General features: G+C 70.8%; 22 protein-coding genes. 16 read left to right on the forward strand and 6 right to left on the reverse strand.

From position 1 onward, the window contains the following. Positions 1–124 precede the first annotated feature (124 nt). Together ACZ432_RS09490 and ACZ432_RS09495 are read left to right on the forward strand one after the other, a co-directional pair. Entirely contained in the window at positions 125–253 is a 129-nt protein-coding gene (locus ACZ432_RS09490; RefSeq protein ID WP_281176564.1) for a DUF7859 family protein, read from the forward strand. After that, positions 254–1,462, forward strand: coding sequence for an inorganic phosphate transporter (locus ACZ432_RS09495; RefSeq protein ID WP_426962535.1), 1,209 nt, complete (start codon positions 254–256; stop codon positions 1,460–1,462). It begins immediately after the preceding gene. Between the two features lie 84 nt (positions 1,463–1,546). On the opposite strand, the gene ACZ432_RS09500 is transcribed toward ACZ432_RS09495, so the two are convergent. Further along, positions 1,547–2,923 (reverse strand): hemolysin family protein, encoded by a 1,377-nt coding sequence (locus ACZ432_RS09500; RefSeq protein ID WP_426962534.1) that lies wholly within the window; start codon positions 2,921–2,923, stop codon positions 1,547–1,549. Positions 2,924–3,134: 211 nt separating this feature from the next. On the opposite strand from ACZ432_RS09500, the gene ACZ432_RS09505 reads away from it, so the two are divergent. From ACZ432_RS09505 to ACZ432_RS09515, 3 genes are all read left to right on the forward strand, one after another. Continuing rightward, positions 3,135–3,395 carry a glutathione S-transferase N-terminal domain-containing protein gene (locus ACZ432_RS09505; protein ID WP_426962533.1) on the forward strand — a complete coding sequence of 87 codons (261 nt, stop codon included), beginning with the start codon at positions 3,135–3,137 and terminating at the stop codon, positions 3,393–3,395. Next, positions 3,395–3,901, forward strand: coding sequence for a redoxin domain-containing protein (locus ACZ432_RS09510; protein ID WP_426962532.1), 507 nt, complete (start codon positions 3,395–3,397; stop codon positions 3,899–3,901). Before ACZ432_RS09505 ends, ACZ432_RS09510 begins: the two co-directional genes overlap by 1 nt. Before the next feature lie 74 nt (positions 3,902–3,975). Beyond that, a complete protein-coding gene (locus ACZ432_RS09515; protein WP_426962531.1) occupies positions 3,976–4,581 on the forward strand; it encodes an L-threonylcarbamoyladenylate synthase in 606 nt (201 codons plus the stop codon). 580 nt (positions 4,582–5,161) lie between these two features. Here ACZ432_RS09515 and ACZ432_RS09520 read toward each other — a convergent pair. Next, the gene (locus ACZ432_RS09520) at positions 5,162–6,397 is read right to left on the reverse strand and encodes a hypothetical protein (protein ID WP_426962530.1); all 1,236 of its coding nucleotides are present in this window, start codon (positions 6,395–6,397) and stop codon (positions 5,162–5,164) included. Next, positions 6,394–7,392: a C-terminal binding protein gene (locus ACZ432_RS09525; protein WP_426962529.1), complete on the reverse strand. Its 999-nt coding sequence runs from the start codon at positions 7,390–7,392 to the stop codon at positions 6,394–6,396. The genes ACZ432_RS09520 and ACZ432_RS09525 overlap by 4 nt, the downstream gene beginning before the upstream one ends. A 146-nt stretch (positions 7,393–7,538) precedes the next feature. Here ACZ432_RS09525 and ACZ432_RS09530 point away from each other — a divergent pair, with 146 nt between their 5' ends. From ACZ432_RS09530 to ACZ432_RS09540, 3 genes are all read left to right on the forward strand, one after another. Continuing rightward, positions 7,539–7,853, forward strand: a complete 315-nt coding sequence (locus ACZ432_RS09530) for a DUF7536 family protein (RefSeq protein WP_426962528.1) — start codon at positions 7,539–7,541, stop codon at positions 7,851–7,853. A 79-nt stretch (positions 7,854–7,932) separates the two neighbouring features. Further along, a complete protein-coding gene (locus tag ACZ432_RS09535) occupies positions 7,933–8,637 on the forward strand; it encodes a V-type ATP synthase subunit D (RefSeq protein ID WP_426962527.1) in 705 nt (234 codons plus the stop codon). Between the two features lie 115 nt (positions 8,638–8,752). Then, positions 8,753–9,160 carry a DUF6276 family protein gene (locus tag ACZ432_RS09540; RefSeq protein ID WP_426962526.1) on the forward strand — a complete coding sequence of 136 codons (408 nt, stop codon included), beginning with the start codon at positions 8,753–8,755 and terminating at the stop codon, positions 9,158–9,160. A 9-nt stretch (positions 9,161–9,169) separates the two neighbouring features. On the opposite strand, the gene ACZ432_RS09545 is transcribed toward ACZ432_RS09540, so the two are convergent. Further along, entirely contained in the window at positions 9,170–10,198 is a 1,029-nt protein-coding gene (locus ACZ432_RS09545) for a threonine aldolase family protein (RefSeq protein ID WP_426962525.1), read from the reverse strand. 542 nt (positions 10,199–10,740) lie between these two features. On the opposite strand from ACZ432_RS09545, the gene ACZ432_RS09550 reads away from it, so the two are divergent. The 8 genes from ACZ432_RS09550 to ftsY all read left to right on the forward strand — a co-directional run bounded on the left by ACZ432_RS09550 (position 10,741) and on the right by ftsY (position 16,165). Then, the gene (locus ACZ432_RS09550) at positions 10,741–10,893 is read left to right on the forward strand and encodes a 50S ribosomal protein L39e (RefSeq protein ID WP_058367121.1); all 153 of its coding nucleotides are present in this window, start codon (positions 10,741–10,743) and stop codon (positions 10,891–10,893) included. After that, positions 10,894–11,172 carry a 50S ribosomal protein L31e gene (locus tag ACZ432_RS09555; RefSeq protein WP_426962524.1) on the forward strand — a complete coding sequence of 93 codons (279 nt, stop codon included), beginning with the start codon at positions 10,894–10,896 and terminating at the stop codon, positions 11,170–11,172. A 1-nt stretch (position 11,173) separates the two neighbouring features. Continuing rightward, a complete protein-coding gene (locus ACZ432_RS09560) occupies positions 11,174–11,839 on the forward strand; it encodes a translation initiation factor IF-6 (RefSeq protein ID WP_426962523.1) in 666 nt (221 codons plus the stop codon). A gap of 90 nt (positions 11,840–11,929) precedes the next feature. Further along, the gene (locus ACZ432_RS09565) at positions 11,930–12,913 is read left to right on the forward strand and encodes an ABC transporter ATP-binding protein (protein ID WP_426962522.1); all 984 of its coding nucleotides are present in this window, start codon (positions 11,930–11,932) and stop codon (positions 12,911–12,913) included. Next, a complete protein-coding gene (locus ACZ432_RS09570) occupies positions 12,910–13,731 on the forward strand; it encodes an ABC transporter permease subunit (protein WP_426962521.1) in 822 nt (273 codons plus the stop codon). The genes ACZ432_RS09565 and ACZ432_RS09570 overlap by 4 nt, the downstream gene beginning before the upstream one ends. A gap of 662 nt (positions 13,732–14,393) precedes the next feature. Then, on the forward strand, positions 14,394–14,570 hold the full coding sequence (gene rpl18a / locus ACZ432_RS09575) for a 50S ribosomal protein L18Ae (RefSeq protein ID WP_058367126.1): 177 nt from the start codon (positions 14,394–14,396) through the stop codon (positions 14,568–14,570). Next, positions 14,570–15,025, forward strand: a complete 456-nt coding sequence (pfdA, locus tag ACZ432_RS09580; RefSeq protein ID WP_426962784.1) for a prefoldin subunit alpha — start codon at positions 14,570–14,572, stop codon at positions 15,023–15,025. Before rpl18a ends, pfdA begins: the two co-directional genes overlap by 1 nt. Before the next feature lie 6 nt (positions 15,026–15,031). Continuing rightward, the gene (gene ftsY, locus ACZ432_RS09585) at positions 15,032–16,165 is read left to right on the forward strand and encodes a signal recognition particle-docking protein FtsY (RefSeq protein ID WP_426962520.1); all 1,134 of its coding nucleotides are present in this window, start codon (positions 15,032–15,034) and stop codon (positions 16,163–16,165) included. Positions 16,166–16,400: 235 nt separating this feature from the next. Here ftsY and ilvA read toward each other — a convergent pair whose 3' ends face one another. Beyond that, the gene (gene ilvA / locus ACZ432_RS09590) at positions 16,401–17,612 is read right to left on the reverse strand and encodes a threonine ammonia-lyase (protein WP_426962519.1); all 1,212 of its coding nucleotides are present in this window, start codon (positions 17,610–17,612) and stop codon (positions 16,401–16,403) included. A 366-nt stretch (positions 17,613–17,978) separates the two neighbouring features. Continuing rightward, on the reverse strand, positions 17,979–18,380 hold the full coding sequence (locus ACZ432_RS09595; RefSeq protein ID WP_426962518.1) for a gamma-glutamylcyclotransferase family protein: 402 nt from the start codon (positions 18,378–18,380) through the stop codon (positions 17,979–17,981). Between the last annotated feature and the right edge of the window lie 42 nt (positions 18,381–18,422).

Raw genomic sequence — 18,422 nt, forward strand, 5'->3', positions numbered from 1 at the left:
CACTAGACCGGTTGACAGTATATAGGTGGTCTAAGCACAAACGGCCGTTTTAGCAACCGGACGGCGCCGCCGTTCGTCGCGGCTCGCCGAAACGCCTAACCCGGTGCCCCGGTTACCGCGGCGTATGCCGTTGCAGGACCCCATCTACCTCGGCCTGATCGCCGTGCTCGTCGGATTCTTCCTCTTCGGATACCTCCTCGTCCGGCGGACGGTGCTGGGGCTCCGGGAAGGCTACGAGGACGGGAAACGGTAGATGGCGCTCGAAACCGCGGTCACCTTCCTCGTGGCGGGGGCGGCCAGCCTCTTCATGGCGTGGTCGATCGGCGCCGGCTCCTCGGGGTCGACCCCGTTCGCGCCCGCGGTCGGCGCCAACGCCATCTCGGTGATGCGGGCCGGCCTCGTCGTCGGCGTCCTCGGCTTCTTCGGCGCGGTGCTGCAGGGCGCCAACGTCACCGAGGCGGTCGGAACCGAACTCATCGGCGGCGTCACGCTCACCGCGGGCGCGGCCATCGTCGCGCTCGTGACGGCCGCCACACTCGTCGCGGTCGGCGTCTTCGCCGGCTATCCGATCGCGACCGCGTTCACCGTCACCGGCGCCGTCGTCGGCGTCGGAATGGCGATGGGCGGCGACCCGGCGTGGGCGAAGTACGGCGAGATCCTCACGCTGTGGGTGCTGACGCCGTTCCTCGGCGGCGGCGTCGCGTTCCTCACCGCCCGCGCGTTGATCGGTGACCGGTTCCCGGAGCGCGAGCTCACCGCGGTGCTGGCCGGTGCGGTCGGCGTCATCGTCGCCAACGTCGGGTTCGCGGCGCTGGGTCCCGACGGGGAGGCGGGCTCGCTGGCCGGGACGCTGGGCGACGGGCTCGCTCCGGGGTCCGTCGACCTCCCCGTAGTCGGGGCGTTCACCGTCGGTGCGGTCGCGGTGTCGGCGGCGGTCGCCGCGCTGGTCGCCGCGGCCGTGTTCGCCGACCTCGGTCGCGACCGCGCGGGCGCTCAGCGGCGCTTCCTCCTGGCGCTCGGCGGCCTGGTCGCCTTCTCGGCCGGCGGCTCGCAGGTCGGTCTCGCCATCGGCCCCCTCGTCCCCCTGCTCGATGGGGCGGCCGTCCCGCTGTGGGCGGTGCTGGTCGGCGGCGGCGTCGGCCTGCTCGCGGGGTCGTGGACCGGCGCGCCCCGGATGATCAAGGCCATCTCGCAGGACTACGCCTCGATGGGGCCGCGCCGGTCCATCGCCGCGCTGATCCCCTCCTTCGCCATCGCCCAGACGGCGGTCGCGTTCGGCATCCCCGTCTCGTTCAACGAGATCATCGTCTCCGCCATCGTCGGCTCCGGCTTCGCGGCGGGCGACGCGGGCGTCAGCCGGAAGAAGATGCTCTACACCGTGCTCGCGTGGATCGGGTCGCTGGTGCTGGCGCTGGCGCTCGGCTTCTCGGTCTACTGGGGCGTGACGGCGCTGATCGGCTGAGACGGGCCGCGACCTCGGGGCGGCCGTCAAGGGTGGACTCCCGGATCGGCCGTCAAGGGAGGATTCGGAGCCGACGCGTCCCGATCACTCCTCGGTGTCGAGCGGTTCGTTCTCCTCGTCGGGCTCCTCGGTCTCCTCCTCGCGTCCGTACTCCTCCGTGACGGTGACGCGAGCGCGCATGATCCGGGTGTTGTCGACTTGGTCGATACGGATCTTCACGCCGTCGTACTCGATCTCCTCGCCCTCCTCGACGAGGCGGCCGGCGCGGTTGAACACGAAGCCGGCGAGCGTCTCGAACTCCTGTCCCTCCGGGAGGTCGATGTTCAGGAACTCGTTGACCTCGTCGATGTTCACCTCGCCCTGCACGACCGCGGTGTTGTCGTCGAGGAACTCCACCGGCTCGGGCTCGTCGCCCTCCAGGATGTCGCCGACGATCTCCTCGACCATGTCCTCGAGCGTGATGATCCCCTCGGTGGTGCCGAACTCGTCGATGACGATCACCATCTGGAGCCGGTTGTCCTGCATCTCCTGGAGCAGTTCGTCGGCGTTCTTCGACTCCGGGACGTGCAGGGTGGGCTTGACCACGCGTTCGAGCGAGGGTTCGCCCTCCGAGTAGCGCAGTTCGCGCACGAGGTCGCGGACGTTGACGACGCCGACGATGTTGTCGAGGTTGCCGTCGTAGACGGGCGTGCGCTCGTGGTCGGACTGGACGCAGGTCTGGATCGCCTCCTCGACGCTGGCGGTCTTGGGGACCGCGGTCACGTCGAGCCGGGGGGTCATCACCTCCTTGGCGATGGTGTTGTTGAACCGGAAGATGCGGTCGAGCATCTCGCGTTCGTCCTCCTCGATGACGCCTTCCTGCTCGCCCGTCTCGATGATGTTCTGGATCTCCTCGCGGGTGACGTAGGTGGACTCGATGGCGGTGCCGCCGCCGGTGATTCGGTTGACGAGCCGGGTGAGGTAGTCGAAGAGGACGACGAGCGGCATCAGCGTGTACTCGGCGTACTTCAGCGGCCGCGACACGCGCAGCGACCACGACTCGGTGTTCTCGACCGCGTACGACTTCGGCGCGCTCTCGCCGAACAGCAGCACGAGCGTCGTGATGCCGAACGTCGCCGCGAAGACGGCCTGTCCCTGCGAGAGGTACAGCGCGAACAGCGCGGTCGCGATGGAGGACATCGCCACGTTGACGATGTTGTTGCCGACGAGGATCGTCACCAGCAGGCGGTGGGGGTTCGACTTCAGGTCGTCGATGATCTCCGCGTTCGGGATCCCCTCGTCGACCATCGACTCCACACGGTGCTTCTGAAGGGAGAACAGCGCGATCTCCGAGGAGGAGAAGAACGCGGACAGCCCCACCAGGACGAGGATGGCGACCGCTCCCAGTACCGTCTTCGTCGTCCGATCGACCGCCGGTAGCTGGAGGACGGTGAACGTAAGCGTGGTCGGCGACAAGCCCATTCTCACTTGAGGTGCGTCGGGCGGCAATTAAAGGGTTCCCCTCCGACCCGACTTCGCCGGCTCTCGCGCCGGTCTGAACGCCCGCATCGACTCTCGCGCCGTGACGACCGGCCGGGCGTGTCAGCGAGCCGATCCGGTCGGTTCGGCTTCCGACACCGGCAACCCGGACGACCGCCGACACGGTTACCCTTGCGGCGTTCCAAAGCGGGATATGGCCGATTCAGACATCACCCTGTACCGACTACAGGCGTGTCCCTACTGCGAGCGCGTGGTGCGGACGCTCGACGAGCTGGGACTCGACTACCACTCCCGGTTCATCGAGCCGATGCACTCCGAGCGGAACGTCGTCAAGCGGGTCTCCGGGAAGCGGAGCGTCCCCGCCATCGTCGACGAGCGAACGGGCGTCACGATGTCCGAGAGCGCGAACATCGTCGAGTACCTCGAGGCGACCTACGGGGAGGGGGGTGCCTGATGGTCGACTTCGAGGTGGTCGACCTGCCCGAGACGGACCACGTCGCCGCGGGCGAGACGGCCCCGGACTTCACGCGCCCGCTCGTCGGCGAGGAGTTCTGGGAGGACCGTTCGCTCTCCGAGCTGACCGACGAGGGGCCGGTCCTGCTGGTCGCCTACCCGATGGACGGCGCCTTCCAGGCGACGTACGTCTGGAACGAGGTCCGCGACCGCGGCTGGACCGACGCGGTGCAGGTCGTCGGCCTCTCCATTTCCTCGCCGTACGAGCACAAGACGCTGCTCGCGGAGCGGGGCGTCGACGCCCGCCTGTTCTCGGACCCGGCCGCGGACGTGGTCGCCGAGTACGGGATCGAGAACGACCTCGACGGGATGACCGGGATCGTCGACGCCCGGCCCGCCGTCTTCCTGATCGACGGCGACCGCGAGGTGCAGTACGCGTGGGTCGCCGAGACCCAGCCCGACTTCCCCGACTACGACGCCGTCGAGGACGCGCTGGACGACCTGTAGGTGCGGCGTTCGTGCGCTCCGGGAGCGAAACGACCCCGTCACCCTTTTGCGCGCCGCCGGCTCACCCTCGTTCGATGAGCGTCACCGACGAGGACCTCGACCGCGCCGCCGCGGCGATAGCCGACGGCGAGGCGGTCGTTTATCCGACGGAGACCGTCTACGGACTGGGAGCGAACGCGCTCGATCCCGCGGCCGTCGAGCGCGTCTTCGAGTTGAAGGGCCGGGACCGCGACAACCCCCTCTCGCTGGGCGTCCCGAGCGTCGACGCCGCGCTCGACCACACGCGCCCCACCGAGCGCGAGGAGGCATTTATGCGCGCGTTCCTGCCCGGGCCGGTCACCGTCGTCGTGGAGCGCGACGCCGCGGTGCCGGACGCGCTCACCGCGGGCCGCGACCGCGTCGGCGTCCGCGTCCCGGACCACCCGGTCGCGCTCGGCCTGCTGGAGCGCGCCGACTCGCCCGTCACCGCCACCAGCGCGAACGTCTCCGGCACGGGGAGCGTCCGGCGCGTCGCGTCGCTCTCGGACAGGATCCGCGAGGGGGCCGCGGTCGTGCTCGACGGCGGCGAGACCGGCGGCGCCGAGAGCACGGTGGTCGACCCCGGGTCGGGGACGGTCCACCGCCGCGGCGCGAACGCGGACGCCATCGAGACGTGGCTGGCCGAGCACGCTGCGGAGTGAGGTTGGCTCCAGCGGCGTTTCGAAGCCGTCTGTACCCGGTGGTCGGCGACGAGCACGGACCGATCGGGCGGACGTGAATCGGAGCGAAAGTTCCAGCCGGGTCCCTCGGACAGCAATCGTTCCGTTGCTGCTCCTGCTGTGCCGGACAGTACCACCCAGAGAGCCCCAGCCGGCTCTCTATACGGCGGTTTTTCTGTGTCTGTTGTCGATCCTGCTGTGCTGGACAGTACCACCCAGAAAGCCCCAGCCGGCTCGACCGACCGCGACACGCTCTGCGCTCCTCGCTCTCCGCACAGCTCGCTGCGGTGCTTGAGGCGCCGGGGCCGGATCGAGCCGGCAGCCCCTTTCAGTCCCACCCCACACAGCACCGCCACCGCACCGCTCCGCAACCGCACAGCAGCCTCGCACCTCCCCAGCCTCGGCGGCGGCGCGGCCGCGAACCGCAACGCCCCGCAGTGCGGCCGCGCTGCCGCCTCCCTCGCGCGCGTTGCTCGCGCGCGCCGACAGCACCAGCACTGGCGTGCCGTGACCAGTGACCACGAAGGGGGAGCCGCGACGGTCGATCAGTCCGTTCCGTCGTTCATCCGTCCGCCCCCGGCGTTCGATCGGAGCGATACTCGGGGTCCGTGACGAACGCCGCGAGCGCCTCTGGGCCGCCGATCCCCGTCTCCGCGACGTGTCTGGACGCGGCGGCGTTGCCGAGCGCCAGCGCGAGTTCCGGGCGCCACCCGGCGCCGAGCGCGGTCGCCAGCCCCGCGCCGAAGCGGTCGCCGCCGCCCGTCCAGCGCCGCGGCTCGCCCACGTCGAGGTTCCGCAGCGCGAGCACGCCATCCGGCGTGGCCATCGCCGCTCGCGGCCGCGCGTGCATCACGACGCCTGCGATCCCGGCCGCCTCCCGGAGCGCCGCGATCCGCCGGTCGTCGGCCGCGGGGTCGGCCGGCGCCTCCGGGTCCGGCGGCGCCCCCTCGTCGGCGCCGTTTATCCCGACCGCCGCCGCGACCGCCCGCACCTCCCGGCGGTTCGCGTTCAGGACCACGTCGTAGGCGTCGCTCAGCGCGCCGAGCACCGACAGCAACTCGGCGATCGCGCCGTCGTCGCTCCCGACCACGTCGCCCGGGTCGAGAACGAAGACGGGCCGGTCGTCGTCCCCGCCAGGCGGGCCGGTCGCCCGCCGCTCCCCGACGCGCTCGGCGAGCGTCCGGAGCGCCGCCGGCATGTCGGGGAACGACACCCAGTTACAGCACGCCACGGCGTCGGCGCCGGCCAGCGCGCCGACCGCGGCCTCCCGGGAGGGGGCCGCCGCGAGCAGGTCGTCGAACCCCCACGTCCTGATGTCGGCCGACTCCTCCGCGAGCATCACCGCCCCGTCGTCGAAGTCCACGATCCGCACCGACGCGGGCTCGCCCATCGAGTGCGTCCGGAAGGGGAGCGCGGACATGGCCTCGTGGTCGAGGTGGCCGAACAGCGCCACGTCCGCGCCGAGCGCGTGCGCGCCTCGCGCGAGGTTCACCGCCTGTCCCCCGGGCTCGCCCCGCTCGGGCACGAGCCGGAGCGACTTCCGCTCGCCCGAGGCGATCCCCTCTCCGAGCTCCCGGCGCGAGGGGGAACGGCCGCCGGCGCCCACCTCGGCGCGGCACCGGTAGTCGATCGAGCCGTCGGGGAACGCCACCACGTCCGCCGAGAGGGGGTCCCCGCGCAGCCGGTCGGCGAGCGCGCCGTAGACGCGGTCGGGATCGAGCCGACCGCCACCGTCTCGGATCGCCTTGCCGCCCCGGGTCGCCTTACCGTCCCGCGGAACCGCCGCGTCGTCGCTCACAGCCACGCGGCCTCCGGATCCACGCGCCCCTCGGGCTCCCCGCCGGCGATCATCGCAGCCGCGTCGGCCGCGGCGCGGCGATTCACCTCCTCGCGGGCGTCCTCGCTGTACCACGCGGCGTGCGGGGTGACGACCGTATCCGGCCGCCCAACGAGCGGGTCGTCGTCGGGCGGTTCCTCGGCCAGCACGTCGAGCCCGGCCGCCTTGATCGCGTCCTCCTCCAGCGCCGCCAGCAGGGCCCCCTCGTCGACGACCGGGCCGCGGCCCGTGTTGACGAGGACCGACCCCTCGTGGAGGCGAGCGAGCGCGTCGGCGTCGACGAGCCCCCGCGTCTCCTCGGTCAGGGGGGTGTGGACCGAGACGTGGTCGGCGCGGTCGAACAGCGCATCGAAGCCGACCTTCTCGACGCCGTGAGCCGCCATCTCCTCGGCGTCGACGTACGGGTCGTACGCCAAAAGCTCCGCGTCGAACCCGGCGACCTGGGCTGCGAACCGGCGCGCGATGGGGCCGAACGAGACGAGGCCGACGGTCGCCTCGGACAGGCGGCCGATGGGGGCGCCGTCGCGCCAGTCCCAGGAGCCGGCCGCGACCGCCTCGTCGTACGGCTGTAAGCTCCGAACCCCCGACAGAAGCAGCGAGACCGCGTGACTCGCGACCTCGTCGTCGGCGTAGCCGGGGACGTTCGCGACGGCGACGCCGCGCTCGGCGGCCGCCGCCACGTCGACGTTGCTCACGCCGACCGCGGAACGGACGACCCCCTGCAGCGACGGGGTCATCGCCGCCAGGGCCCTCTCGGGAACCGGCGTCCCCACGTCGGTGACGACGACGGTCGCGGGCTCCTCGTCCCCGTTCCCGGCCGCGGCCTCGACCAGCCGATCCGCGGAGCCGAGGTCGGCGACGCTCACCGTTACCGGCTCGTCGAGGCGGTCGCGGAGCACCTCGCGGTGGATCGACGGATCGACCATCGGGTAGTCCGGGAGGACGACGCGTGTCATACCCGGGCTTCGACCGCCCTCCACTTGAGCGCTGTCGCTACTGATCGTCCGCCGGCGACGAGCTCCGAGGCGCTCTCGGCCGCGCTTCGCCGCCGCGACCGGTCGGACCCGACGCCGTTTTGAGCGCCCCGGCCGTACCGTCGCGCGTGAGCGAGGATCGACCCGGTCGCCCGCCGCTTATCGCCCTGTTCGAGGAGTTCCGCGTGCGCCGCAACGCGGCGGTCGGCATCGGCGTCGGTGTGCTGGTGGCGGTGACGGCCTACCTGTTCCGCGTGCTCGAACTGTGGGGACCGGCCGGCGGGACCCGCGAGTACCCGGTGCTCGGCCCGGAGGGGTGGTTCCTGCTTCTGGCGTTCGTGCTCGCCATCGCGGTCGGTCTGCTCGTGACGGCCGCGCTGACGGTCGCGACCGCGGTCTCGCGGACGCGATCGGCGGTCGCGGAGGACGGACGCCGTAACTGACCGTCGCCCGCATGGTCGCCGCCGGACGGACCGAACAGACAACTATTAACCTCCTACGGGGGCAACGCTTCGACAAGAGATGGCCAAGGACGTCAAACCCACTCGGAAGAACCTCATGGCGATCGAGGATCGCATCGAGCTCTCCGAGCGGGGGCACGACACCCTCGAACAGAAGCGCGACGGCCTCATCATGGAGTTCATGGACATCCTCGACCAGGCGCAGGACGTCCGCTCCGACCTCTCGTCCGACTACGAGACCGCCCAGCGCAAGATCGACATGGCCCGCGCGATGGAGGGCGACGTGGCTGTCCGCGGCGCGGCCGCGGCGCTGAAGGAGCACCCCGAGATCACGACCCAGTCGAAGAACATCATGGGCGTCGTGGTCCCGCAGATCGAGTCCTCGAAGGTGAAGAAGTCGCTCGACGAGCGCGGCTACGGTCTGCTCGGCTCCTCGGCCCGCATCGACGAGGCGGCCGACGCCTACGAGGAGCTGCTGGAGACGATCATCCTCGCGGCCGAGGTCGAGACCGCGATGAAAAAGATGCTGACGGAGATCGAGACCACCAAGCGCCGCGTCAACGCGCTGGAGTTCACCCTCCTGCCCAACCTCTACGAGAACCAGGAGTACATCGAGCAGAAACTCGAGGAGCAGGAGCGCGAGGAGATCTTCCGCATGAAGAAGATCAAGGCGAAAAAGGAGGAGGCCGAAAAGGAGGAAGAGGAGCAGGCAGCCGCCGAGGCGGCCGAGGCCGCCGCGGAGACGGACGTCGAAGCGGCCGACTGACGCGCGCACGTCGTCTCGCGTTTTCTGTCGCTCCGCGTTTTCTGTCACTCCAAATTTTCTGTCCTCTGTGACGACCACCGTCCGGTTTTTCTCCCGGCCGCCCCGACACCGGGCCATGTCCTGTCCCGACTGCGGTGCCGACCGCGTCCGCTTCGCCGTCCCGCCCGCGCTCCGCGAGCACGCGCCCGAGGGGGCCGACGCGGCGGCGCTCTGTCCCGGATGCCTCCGCGTGCGCGCCGTCGACGCGGATGACGCGCCGGCGCCGGACGACGCCGCGTTCGACCGCGTCGCCGACGGCTTCCCGACGGGCGAGGCCGGGGCGGCGTTCGCGCTCGCGGTCGGAAAGTTGGGCTCGCTGGCGCTGGAGCGGGGAAGCGTCGAGGCGCTACTCGACCACGCCGAGGGGCGCGGCGCCGACGTGCTGCTGGCGCTCGACCGGCTGGCCGCGGGCGCCGACCCGGAACGGGCGGCCTTCGACGTATCGCGGCGCGTCGAGCAGGCCGAGAGCCTGCTGTACGAGTAGGGTAGCGGCCTACGCCACGATCTCGGCGACGCGGTCGATCGCCTCGTCCACGTCGTCGGCGTCGACGCCGAGGTTCGTGGTGAACCGGACGACGTAGTCGTCGAACGCGACCGCGCCGACGCCGCGCTCCTTGCAGGCCGGGACGAACTCGTCGGCGGGGACGCCGGCCTCGCTGGTGTCCACGACGACGATGTTCGTGTCCGGGTCGTCGGCCGCGAGGCCCGGAAGCGCGTCGAGGCCCGCGGCGAGGCGGGCGGCGTTGGCGTGGTCCTCCGCGAGGCGGTCGACGTTGTCCAGCGCGAGCAGTCCGGGCGCGGCGATCATGCCGGCCTGCCGCATCCCGCCGCCCAGCAGTTTGCGGACGCGGCGGGCCTCCTCGACGAACGCCTCCGAGCCCGCGAGGATCGAGCCGACGGGCGCGCCGAGCCCCTTCGAGAGACAGAACATGACGGAGTCGACGTCCACGACAAGTTCGGACGCGGGGGTGTCGAGCGCGACGGCGGCGTTGAACAGCCGCGCGCCGTCGACGTGGACCGGCACGCCCGCCTCGTGGGCCGCTTCGGCCGCCTCGTCGATCCGGGCCTTCGGGATCGCCGTGCCGCCGCGGTAGTTGTGGGTGTTCTCCAGCGCGAGGAGGCCCGTGCCGGGGCGGTGGAGGTCCTCGTCCACGAGCCCCGACCGGACCTGCTCCGCGGTCGGGACGCCGCGCTCGCCCGTCTCGACGGTGCGGGTCTGGAGTTCGGAGAGCTGCGCGACGCCCGCGAGCTCCCACCGGTAGATGTGCGCCTCCGCGTCCAGCAGGAGCTCGTTCCCCCGCTCGGTGTGGACGCGGACGGCGATCTGGTTGCCCATCGTTCCCGAGGGGACGTACAGCGCGTCCTCCATGCCGACCGCCTCCGCGGCGCGGCGCTCCAGCTCGTTGACGGCGGGGTCGTCGCGGTAGACGTCGTCGCCCACCTCGGCGTTCGCGGCGGCCTCCCGCATCGCGTCCGAGGGCTTCGTGACCGTGTCCGACCGCAGGTCGATGTCGAGGTCCATCTCACCTCCCCGTTGGCGTCCGTCCGGATAACTCGCGTGGAACCGGCCGCACTGGGTGCGCGAGCGAGACACAGGAGCGTCCAGAACGTCCCAACCGGCCCTCCATACGCGGTTGCTGATGTGGTTCTGCTGCAGATTCTGCTGATCTGGACAGCAACATTCAGAAAGCCCCAGCCGGCTGCCCCTTTCAGTCCCGCCCCGCACCGCTCTGCACCGCGACCGCACCACAGCCTCACGCCTCCCCAACCTCGCCGCAGTCGCGGTCGCGCGACCGCACCACACCGCAGCGCGACCGCGGCTGCGGGCTCCCTCGCGCGCGTTGCTCGCGCGCGCCGACCGCACAGCACCGCTACAGCCACTCGCGACAGCGACCTCTACCAGCCACCTGCAGCAGCGAACCCAACCGTCGATCGTGGCCGGTCACGAAGGCTTACGAAGGCGGTCGACCGGACGAAAACCGCCACGAGAGGCGGTGACACGCTCCCGCGGCCGCGGCTCGTATGGAAGGGGTTTTATGTGCGCCGTCGAAAGATTGCCCCACTATGGGCAAGAAGTCGAAGGCCAAGAAGAAGCGGCTGGCGAAGAAGGAACGCCAGAACACGCGCGTCCCCACGTGGGTCATGATGAAGACCGACATGAACGTCACCCGTAACCCCAAGCGGCGCAACTGGCGACGCAACGACCTGGACGAGTAAATGAGCACGAACGATTTCGAGGAGCGCGTCGTCACGATCCCGCTCCGCGACGCCAACGACAAGCCGAAGCAGGAGCGCGCCGACTACGCGATGAAGATCGTGCGCGAACACCTCGCGCAGCACTTCTCCGTCGAGGAGGACGCCGTCACGCTGGACGCCTCGGTCAACGAGACCGTCTGGGCGAACGGGCGCACGAACCCGCCGAGCAAGCTCCGCGTCCGCGCGGCCCGCTTCGTCGAGGACGGCGAATCGGTCGTCGAAGCCGAGACCGCGGAGTAGCGTGTTACGGGCGTCCTTCGCCGGGTCGGCGTACGTCGGCGTGTTCGCGCGCGTCGCGGACGACACGCTGCTCGTCCGCCCGGACATCGACGAGTCGCTGCAGGCGGACCTCGGCGAGGAGCTCGACGCGACTGTCGTCCCCACGACCGTCGGCGGCTCCAACACCGTCGGCGCGCTCGCGGTCGGCAACGAGAACGGCGTGCTGGTCTCCGAGCGCGCGACGGCTCGCGAGGTCGACCGCATCGCCGACGCGGCCGACGCCGAGGTCCACGAACTCCCGGGCAAGATCAACGCCGCGGGGAACGTGGTGCTCGCCAACGACTACGGCGCGTACGTCCACCCCGACCTCGACCGCGAGGCCGTGACGACCGTCCGCGACGCGCTCGGCGTCCCCGTCGAGCGCGGCTCGCTGGCGGACGTCCACACCGTCGGCACCGCCGCGGTCGCGAACAACGAAGGGGTGCTCTGTCACCCAAAGTCCACCGAGGACCAGCTGCAGACGGTCGAGGAGCACCTCGACGTGTACGCCGACCTCGGTACGATCAACTACGGCGGCCCGCTCGTCGGATCGGGGCTGATCGCCAACGACGACGGGTACGTCGTCGGGCAGGACACCACCGGCCCGGAGCTCGGCCGCATCGACGACACGCTGGGCTTCATCGACTGAGCCGACGGCCGCCGCGCGGACCCCCTTCCGTCGGTCAGCTCCGTCCCGCTCCGCAGTACCTTTTACTCCTCCCCACGCGGAGTCCGAGCCATGGCCGCCCTCGAACTGGAGGCGCTGACGAAGTACTACGGCGACGTGCGGGGGATAGAGAACGTCTCCCTCACCGTCGAGGAGGGGGAGGTGTTCGGGTTCCTCGGCCCGAACGGCGCCGGCAAGACGACGACGATCCGGACGTGCATGGGCTTTCTCTCCCCGACCGGCGGGTCGGTCCGCGTGCTGGGTCGCGACCCGACGGACGAGGCGGAGTTCCTGGAGGCGCGTCGGCGGATCGGCTACCTGCCGAGCGATCCGGGCCTCGATCCGGACCGGACCGGCGCCGCGTACCTCGACTTGCAGGCGGACCTGAAGGGGGAAACGCGGCGGCGAGAGCTCGTGGACCGGTTCGGCCTTCCGGCGGAGCGCCGCATCGGCGACCTCTCCCGGGGCAACCGACAGAAGGTCGCGCTCGTCTCCGCGTTCATGCACGACCCGGAGCTGTTGGTACTCGACGAGCCGACCGCGGGGCTCGACCCCCTCCTGCAGGAGGAGTTCAACGCGCTCGTCGAGGAGGCGGTCGCGGACGGCGCGACCGCGTTCCTCTCCTCGCACGTCCTGAGCGAGGTGCAGACCCTCTGTGACCGCGTGGGGATCGTCAGGAACGGACGGTTGGCGACCGTCGAACGCGTCGACGACCTGCTCGAGCGCGCCGGCAAGCGCGTTCGCGTGGCGGTCTCGGGGGCAGGTCCGCGGGCGGGGGAACGGACCGAGGGCCGCGTTGAGGACTCGCTCGAGCGACTGGCCGGCACCCACGACGTGCGCGTCGGCGAGGGGACCCCGACGCCGGTCTCGTTCACCTACACCGGCGCCTACGACGACCTCGTCGCGTGGCTGGCCGAGCGCCCGATCGCGAACCTCGACGTGCGCGACGCGCCGCTCGAGGACGTCTTTCTCCGGTTCTACGGCGAGCCCGACGGCGAGGCGGACGAGGAATCGGCAGGGACCGGATCGGGGGACTCGGCGGGGGTCGAGGCGTGAGTCCGGCCGACCGTCCACCGGCGTGGCTGGCGATCGCCCGCTACGAGGCGGCCGGCCGACGGCGCGGGACCGCGGTGCTGACGGGGCTGCTGTCGGCTTTCGTCGTCGTCTTCCTCGCGTTCTTCCCCGCGTTCGCGGACTCGGGCATCGACATGGACGCGTACGTCGACGCGTTCCCGCCGGCGTTCCGGGAGCTGTTCGGGATCATTACTATCGCCACCGTGGAGGGGTTCCTCGCGGTGGAGTTCTACCAGTTCGCATGGGTGATCCTCGTCGGGCTCTACCTCGCGTACCTCGGCGGCGAGACGATCGCGGCCGACGTGGAGAGCCGCCGCATGGACCTCACGCTCGCGGCGCCGGTCCGTCGGCGCTCGGTGGTCGTCGGCGCGTTCCTGGGACTGGTCCCGCTCGTGCTGGCGCTCAACGCGGTCCTGCCGGTCGTCGCGTACCTCGGCGTGCTCGGGATCGGGGAGACGATCGCCGCGGAGCGACTGCTCGCAGTCCACGCGCTGGCGGTGCCGTACCACCTCGCGTGCGCCGCGATCGGCGTGCTCGCGTCGGTGCTGTTCGACCGGGCCGGGATCGCCCAACGCGTCGCGCTCGGGACGGTGTTCGCCCTCTACATGTTCGAGTCGCTGACGGCGCTGACGGAGTACGACCGGCTCGGCGCGATCAGCCCGACCGCGTACTACGACCCCTCGGCGATACTGGTGAACGCCGAGTACGACTGGGTCGGGGGCGGGATCCTGTTGGTGGGCTCTGCGGCGCTCGTCGCGCTCGCCGTGGTCCGGTTCGAACGCGCGGACCTGACCGGGTAAGTGGTCGAGCCATGCGGCGGTTCGCCGTCAGTATCGGCCGGTTCGGGTTCCGTTTTCGCTGTTGATCTGGCTGATCGGGGCGGCTACTCTCAGAAAGCCCCAGCCGGCTCTCCACACGCGGTTTGCTGATCTGGTTCTGCTGCGGAGCCTGCTGTGCTGGACCGCAACACCCCGAAAGCCCCAGCCGGCTCGACCGGCCGCGCCTCGCTGTGCTCCTCAGACAGTCGCGGCGACACGAGGTCGCCGCGGGACTGCGGTGCTAGCTTCGTCGGGGCCCGGATCGAGCCGGCTGCCCCTTTCAGTCCCACCCCATCCCGCCCCGCTCCGCACCGCGACCGCACAGCACCGCACTCGCTCCGCAACCGCACAGCAGCCTCATCCCTCCCCAGCCTCGGCCGCGGGCCGGGCGCGGAAACCGCAACGCGCCGCATCGCGCCCGGCCCGTGGCCTCCCTCGCGCGGTCGCGGCGACGCGCTTCGCGGTCGCCGCGGCGCGCGCCGACCGCACCACGTCAGCAGGGCACCGCGACCGCAACCCCGCCGACGCCGAATCGGGTCCGTCGTTAAACCATCGCGTGTGAAGCGGTCGGGGCTTGTTCGGGAGGTTCTCGGGTCGCTCCCCGTTTAGGAAGATACTTCCCTCTCCCAGCCCCGTTTTCGTCCATGAGCGAGTTCACGATCAGCGGAACGTTCCAGAGCCGCGACGGCGACCAGCCGTTCACCAAGACGGTCGAGGCGCCGAACGAATCGGTCGCCGAGGACCGCATCTACAGCCAGGTCGGGAGCCAGCACAACCGGAAGCGTACCCAGATCGAGATCACGGAGGTGTCCGCGGCATGATGGGCGGCGGTCAGCAGCAACTCCAGCAGCTCTCGCAGGAACTGCAGGCGCTCGACGAGGAGATCGAGGCCCTCGAGGAGGAGGTCGCCGGCTATCGACAGGAGCAGTCCGACATCGACGAGGCCGTCGAGGCCATCGAGACGCTGGAGTCCGGCTCCACGGTGCAGGTGCCGCTCGGCGGCGGCGCGTACCTCCGCGCCGAGGTCCAGGACATCGACGAGGTCGTCGTCTCGCTCGGCGGCAACTACGCGGCCGAGCAGGCGCAGGACGACGCCATCGACGCGCTCCGCACGAAGCAGGACGCCCTCGACGACCGCATCGAGGAGACGCAGGCGGAGATCGACGAGCTCGAGGAGGAGAGCAGCGAGCTCGAACAGCAGGCCCAGCAGATGCAACAGCAGATGCAGCAGCAGCAGATGCAGCAGATGCAGCAGCAGGCCGACGACGACGAGTAACGAACCGTGTTCGACGGACTGAAGGACAAACTGAACGACTTCCGCAAGGATGTCGAGGAGGAGACCGAGGCGAAGGAGGCCGACGCCGAGGCCGCCTCTGAGTCCGACGCGGAGCCCGAAGCGGCCGCGCCGGAGGGGTCAGAGACGGACGAGACCGCGACCCCGGCCGCCGCGGCCGACGCCCCCGCGGGCGCCGCCGCGGACGAAGCCGAGGAGGCCGGGGACGCGACCGGCGAGGGCGACGAGGACGATGGCCCGAGCACCTTCCGGCGCGCGAAGGCGTTCGCGACCGGGCGGATAATCATCGAGGAGGAGGACCTCGAGGAGCCGCTCTGGGAGCTGGAGATGGCCCTCTTGGAGAGCGACGTGGAGATGAGCGTCGCCGAGGAGATCCTCGACACCGTCCGCGAGACGATGCTCGGCGAGAGCCGCAAGCAGGTCGAGACGACCGGCGAACTCGTCGAGGCGGCGCTCCACGACGCGCTGCTGGACGTGATCGCGGTCGGGCAGTTCGACTTCGAGGAGCGGCTCGCCGAGGCCGACAAGCCCGTCACGATCGTCTTCACCGGCGTCAACGGGGTCGGCAAGACCACCTCCATCGCGAAGCTCTCGGAGTGGCTCGAGGAGCGCGGCTACTCCTCCGTGATGGCCAACGGCGACACCTACCGCGCGGGCGCCAACGAGCAGATCCGCGAGCACGCCGAGAACCTCGACCGGAAGCTCATCGCCCACGACCAGGGCGGCGACCCCGCGGCCGTCATCTACGACGGCGTGGAGTACGCGAAGGCCAACGACATCGACGTGGTGCTTGGCGACACGGCGGGCCGGCTTCACACCTCCGACGACCTGATGGCTCAACTGGAGAAGATCGACCGCGTGGTCGACCCGGACATGACGCTGTTCGTCGACGAGGCCGTCGCCGGGCAGGACGCGGTCACCCGCGCGAAGGAGTTCAACGACGCCGCGGCGGTCGACGGCGCCATCCTCACGAAGGCGGACGCCGACTCCTCCGGCGGCGCCGCCATCTCCATCGCGTACGTCACCAGGAAGCCCATCCTCTTCCTCGGGACCGGGCAGGGGTACGACGACCTCGAGCGCTTCGACCCCGAGGCGCTGGTCGAGGACCTTCTCGGCGAGTAGACCGACCGCGTCCGCGACTCCCAGCGCGGCCCGGTTCGAGGACGGTCCGGCTCCACCGCTTCGACCCGGCCGCGGCCTTTCTGTTCCCAGCACGTGCAGTAGCACGCTCGTCCCCACGAGCCTCGGCGTCTACCGAGGGGCCGAGCACTGTTTCGACGCCGACGGCGAACCCGGCAGATCAGTCAGCCACGGCCCCGCCGTCTCGCGACCACCGGGATCCGGCCGAGCCCTCGACTCAGACCAGCACGTCGACGTCGTAGCCGTGCGCCTCCAGTTCTCCGACGATCTCGGCGGCGTGGTCCTCGTCGTGGGTCTCCAGTTCCAGCTCCAGTTCGGCGGCGTTGACGGCGACGTCGCGGGCGGTGCGGTCGTGGTGGACCGCGTAGACGTTCGCGCCCGCGTCCGCGACGATGCCCGCGACCGTCTCCAGCTCGCCGGGGCGGTCCTTCAGCGCCATCTTGATCTTCAGGTAGCGGCCCATCTGGACCAGTCCGCGCATCACGATGGTCGTCAGGCGGTTCATGTCGATGTTGCCGCCACACAGCGCGGGGACGATCGTCTCGCCGTCGTCGTAGTCGAACGCCTCCGAGAGGACGGCCGCGAGCGGGACCGCGCCCGCGCCCTCCACGACCGTCTTGGAGCGTTCGAGAAGCAGCGTGAGCGCGAGCGCGATCTCGCGGTCGGAGACGGTCACGACCTCGTCGACGCGCTCGCGGATCACCTCGAAGGTGCGCTCGCCGACCGAGCGCGTGGCGATGCCGTCCGCGATGGTGTCGACGCTGTCGATCTCCGTCACCGCGCCCTTCTCCAGCGACTTCGCGGCCGAGGAGGCGCCCTCGGCCTGCACGCCGACGACGCGCACGTCGTCGAGCGTCTCCGTCACCGCGGTGGCGATCCCGGCGATGAGCCCGCCGCCGCCGATGGGGACGACGACCGTATCGACCTCGGGACAGTCCTCCGCGATCTCCAGGCCGATGGTTCCCTGCCCGGCCATCACCATCGGGTCGTCGAAGGCGTGGACGTAGGTCCGGCCCTCCTCGCGCTCGATCTCGTGGGCGTGCGCCTGCGCCTCGTCGTAGTCGACGCCGTGAAGCACGACGTTGCCGCCGTACCCCTCCGTGGCCTTCACCTTCGAGACGGGGGCGTACTTCGGCATCACGATGGTCGCGTCCACGCCCGCCCGCGTGGCCGCGAGGGCGACCCCCTGCGCGTGGTTGCCGGCGCTGGCGGTGACGACGCCGGCCTCCTTCTGGGCCTCGGAGAGCGTGGCGATGCGGTTCATCGCCCCGCGGATCTTGAACGAGCCGGTCCGCTGGAACGTCTCCATCTTGGTGTGGACCGTCGCGCCCGTCATCTCCGAGAAGGAGTGCGAGTAGTCGAGCGGGGTCCGACGGACGACGCCGTCGATCCGGTCGCGAGCAGCCTGCACGTCCGACAGCGTGAGCATGGATCGGGAGACCCCAGCCCGCCGACTAAGCGTTTCGGTGTCCGGGACGCCGCCGATGCTGGCGGAGCGCGAAAGGGGGAATAAGGGGAAAGGGGGAATGCACGCGTGTGACGTGCATCCGGATCGAGTGCCTCCGGCATTATAAAGATACGTCCTCCGGGGTGAAAGTGTAATCGACCGACTGCGTGGCCTCACGCCCGCCGTCAGACGTTCGTCATCCAACCGTGTTTCCGGTGAACCGACGGTGTCGCCGGGCCGCGGTCGACTCCGGACGAGCCGCGGCTGGCCCGGCCTGCTCGCGTCCGATCCCGGCTCGTCCGCGCTCGACTCCGCGGTCGCCGACGTCCGGCGCAGCGCCGTGAGGGTTCATCGCTCGGGCGGCACGGTGACGTGCACCTCGTTGTTTCGGAGGTACGCCCGCACTCGTTCCGGGAACGGTCCCGTTCCCGGCCAGACGACGTCCGCGTCGAGTCGGTCCGGGTCCCCGACGTAGACCGCGGCGTCGTCGGGATGGTCGTCGCTCCCCGCGAGGGGGACCGAGACGCGAACGTAGAGCCCCTCGTCGACTCCCTCGTAGGCGTCCAGCGCGGCCAGGTCGTCCGTCCTGAGGAGCCGACCGCCGGTCGCGCCACCGGGGGCCAGCGTCGGGTACCGCCCCTCGACCGCGTGGAGCCCCTCCAGCCGCGCGGCGCCGACGAAGGCGTAGGCGTCGAGGACCTCGGCGACGCGGTCGGGCGCGGTGAGCGTCCCGTAGACGAAGACGTCCATGGGGACGCTGGGGCGGCACGGGGCTTGAACGTTCGTCCGGAC

The sequence above is a fragment of the Haloparvum alkalitolerans genome (assembly GCF_055381565.1).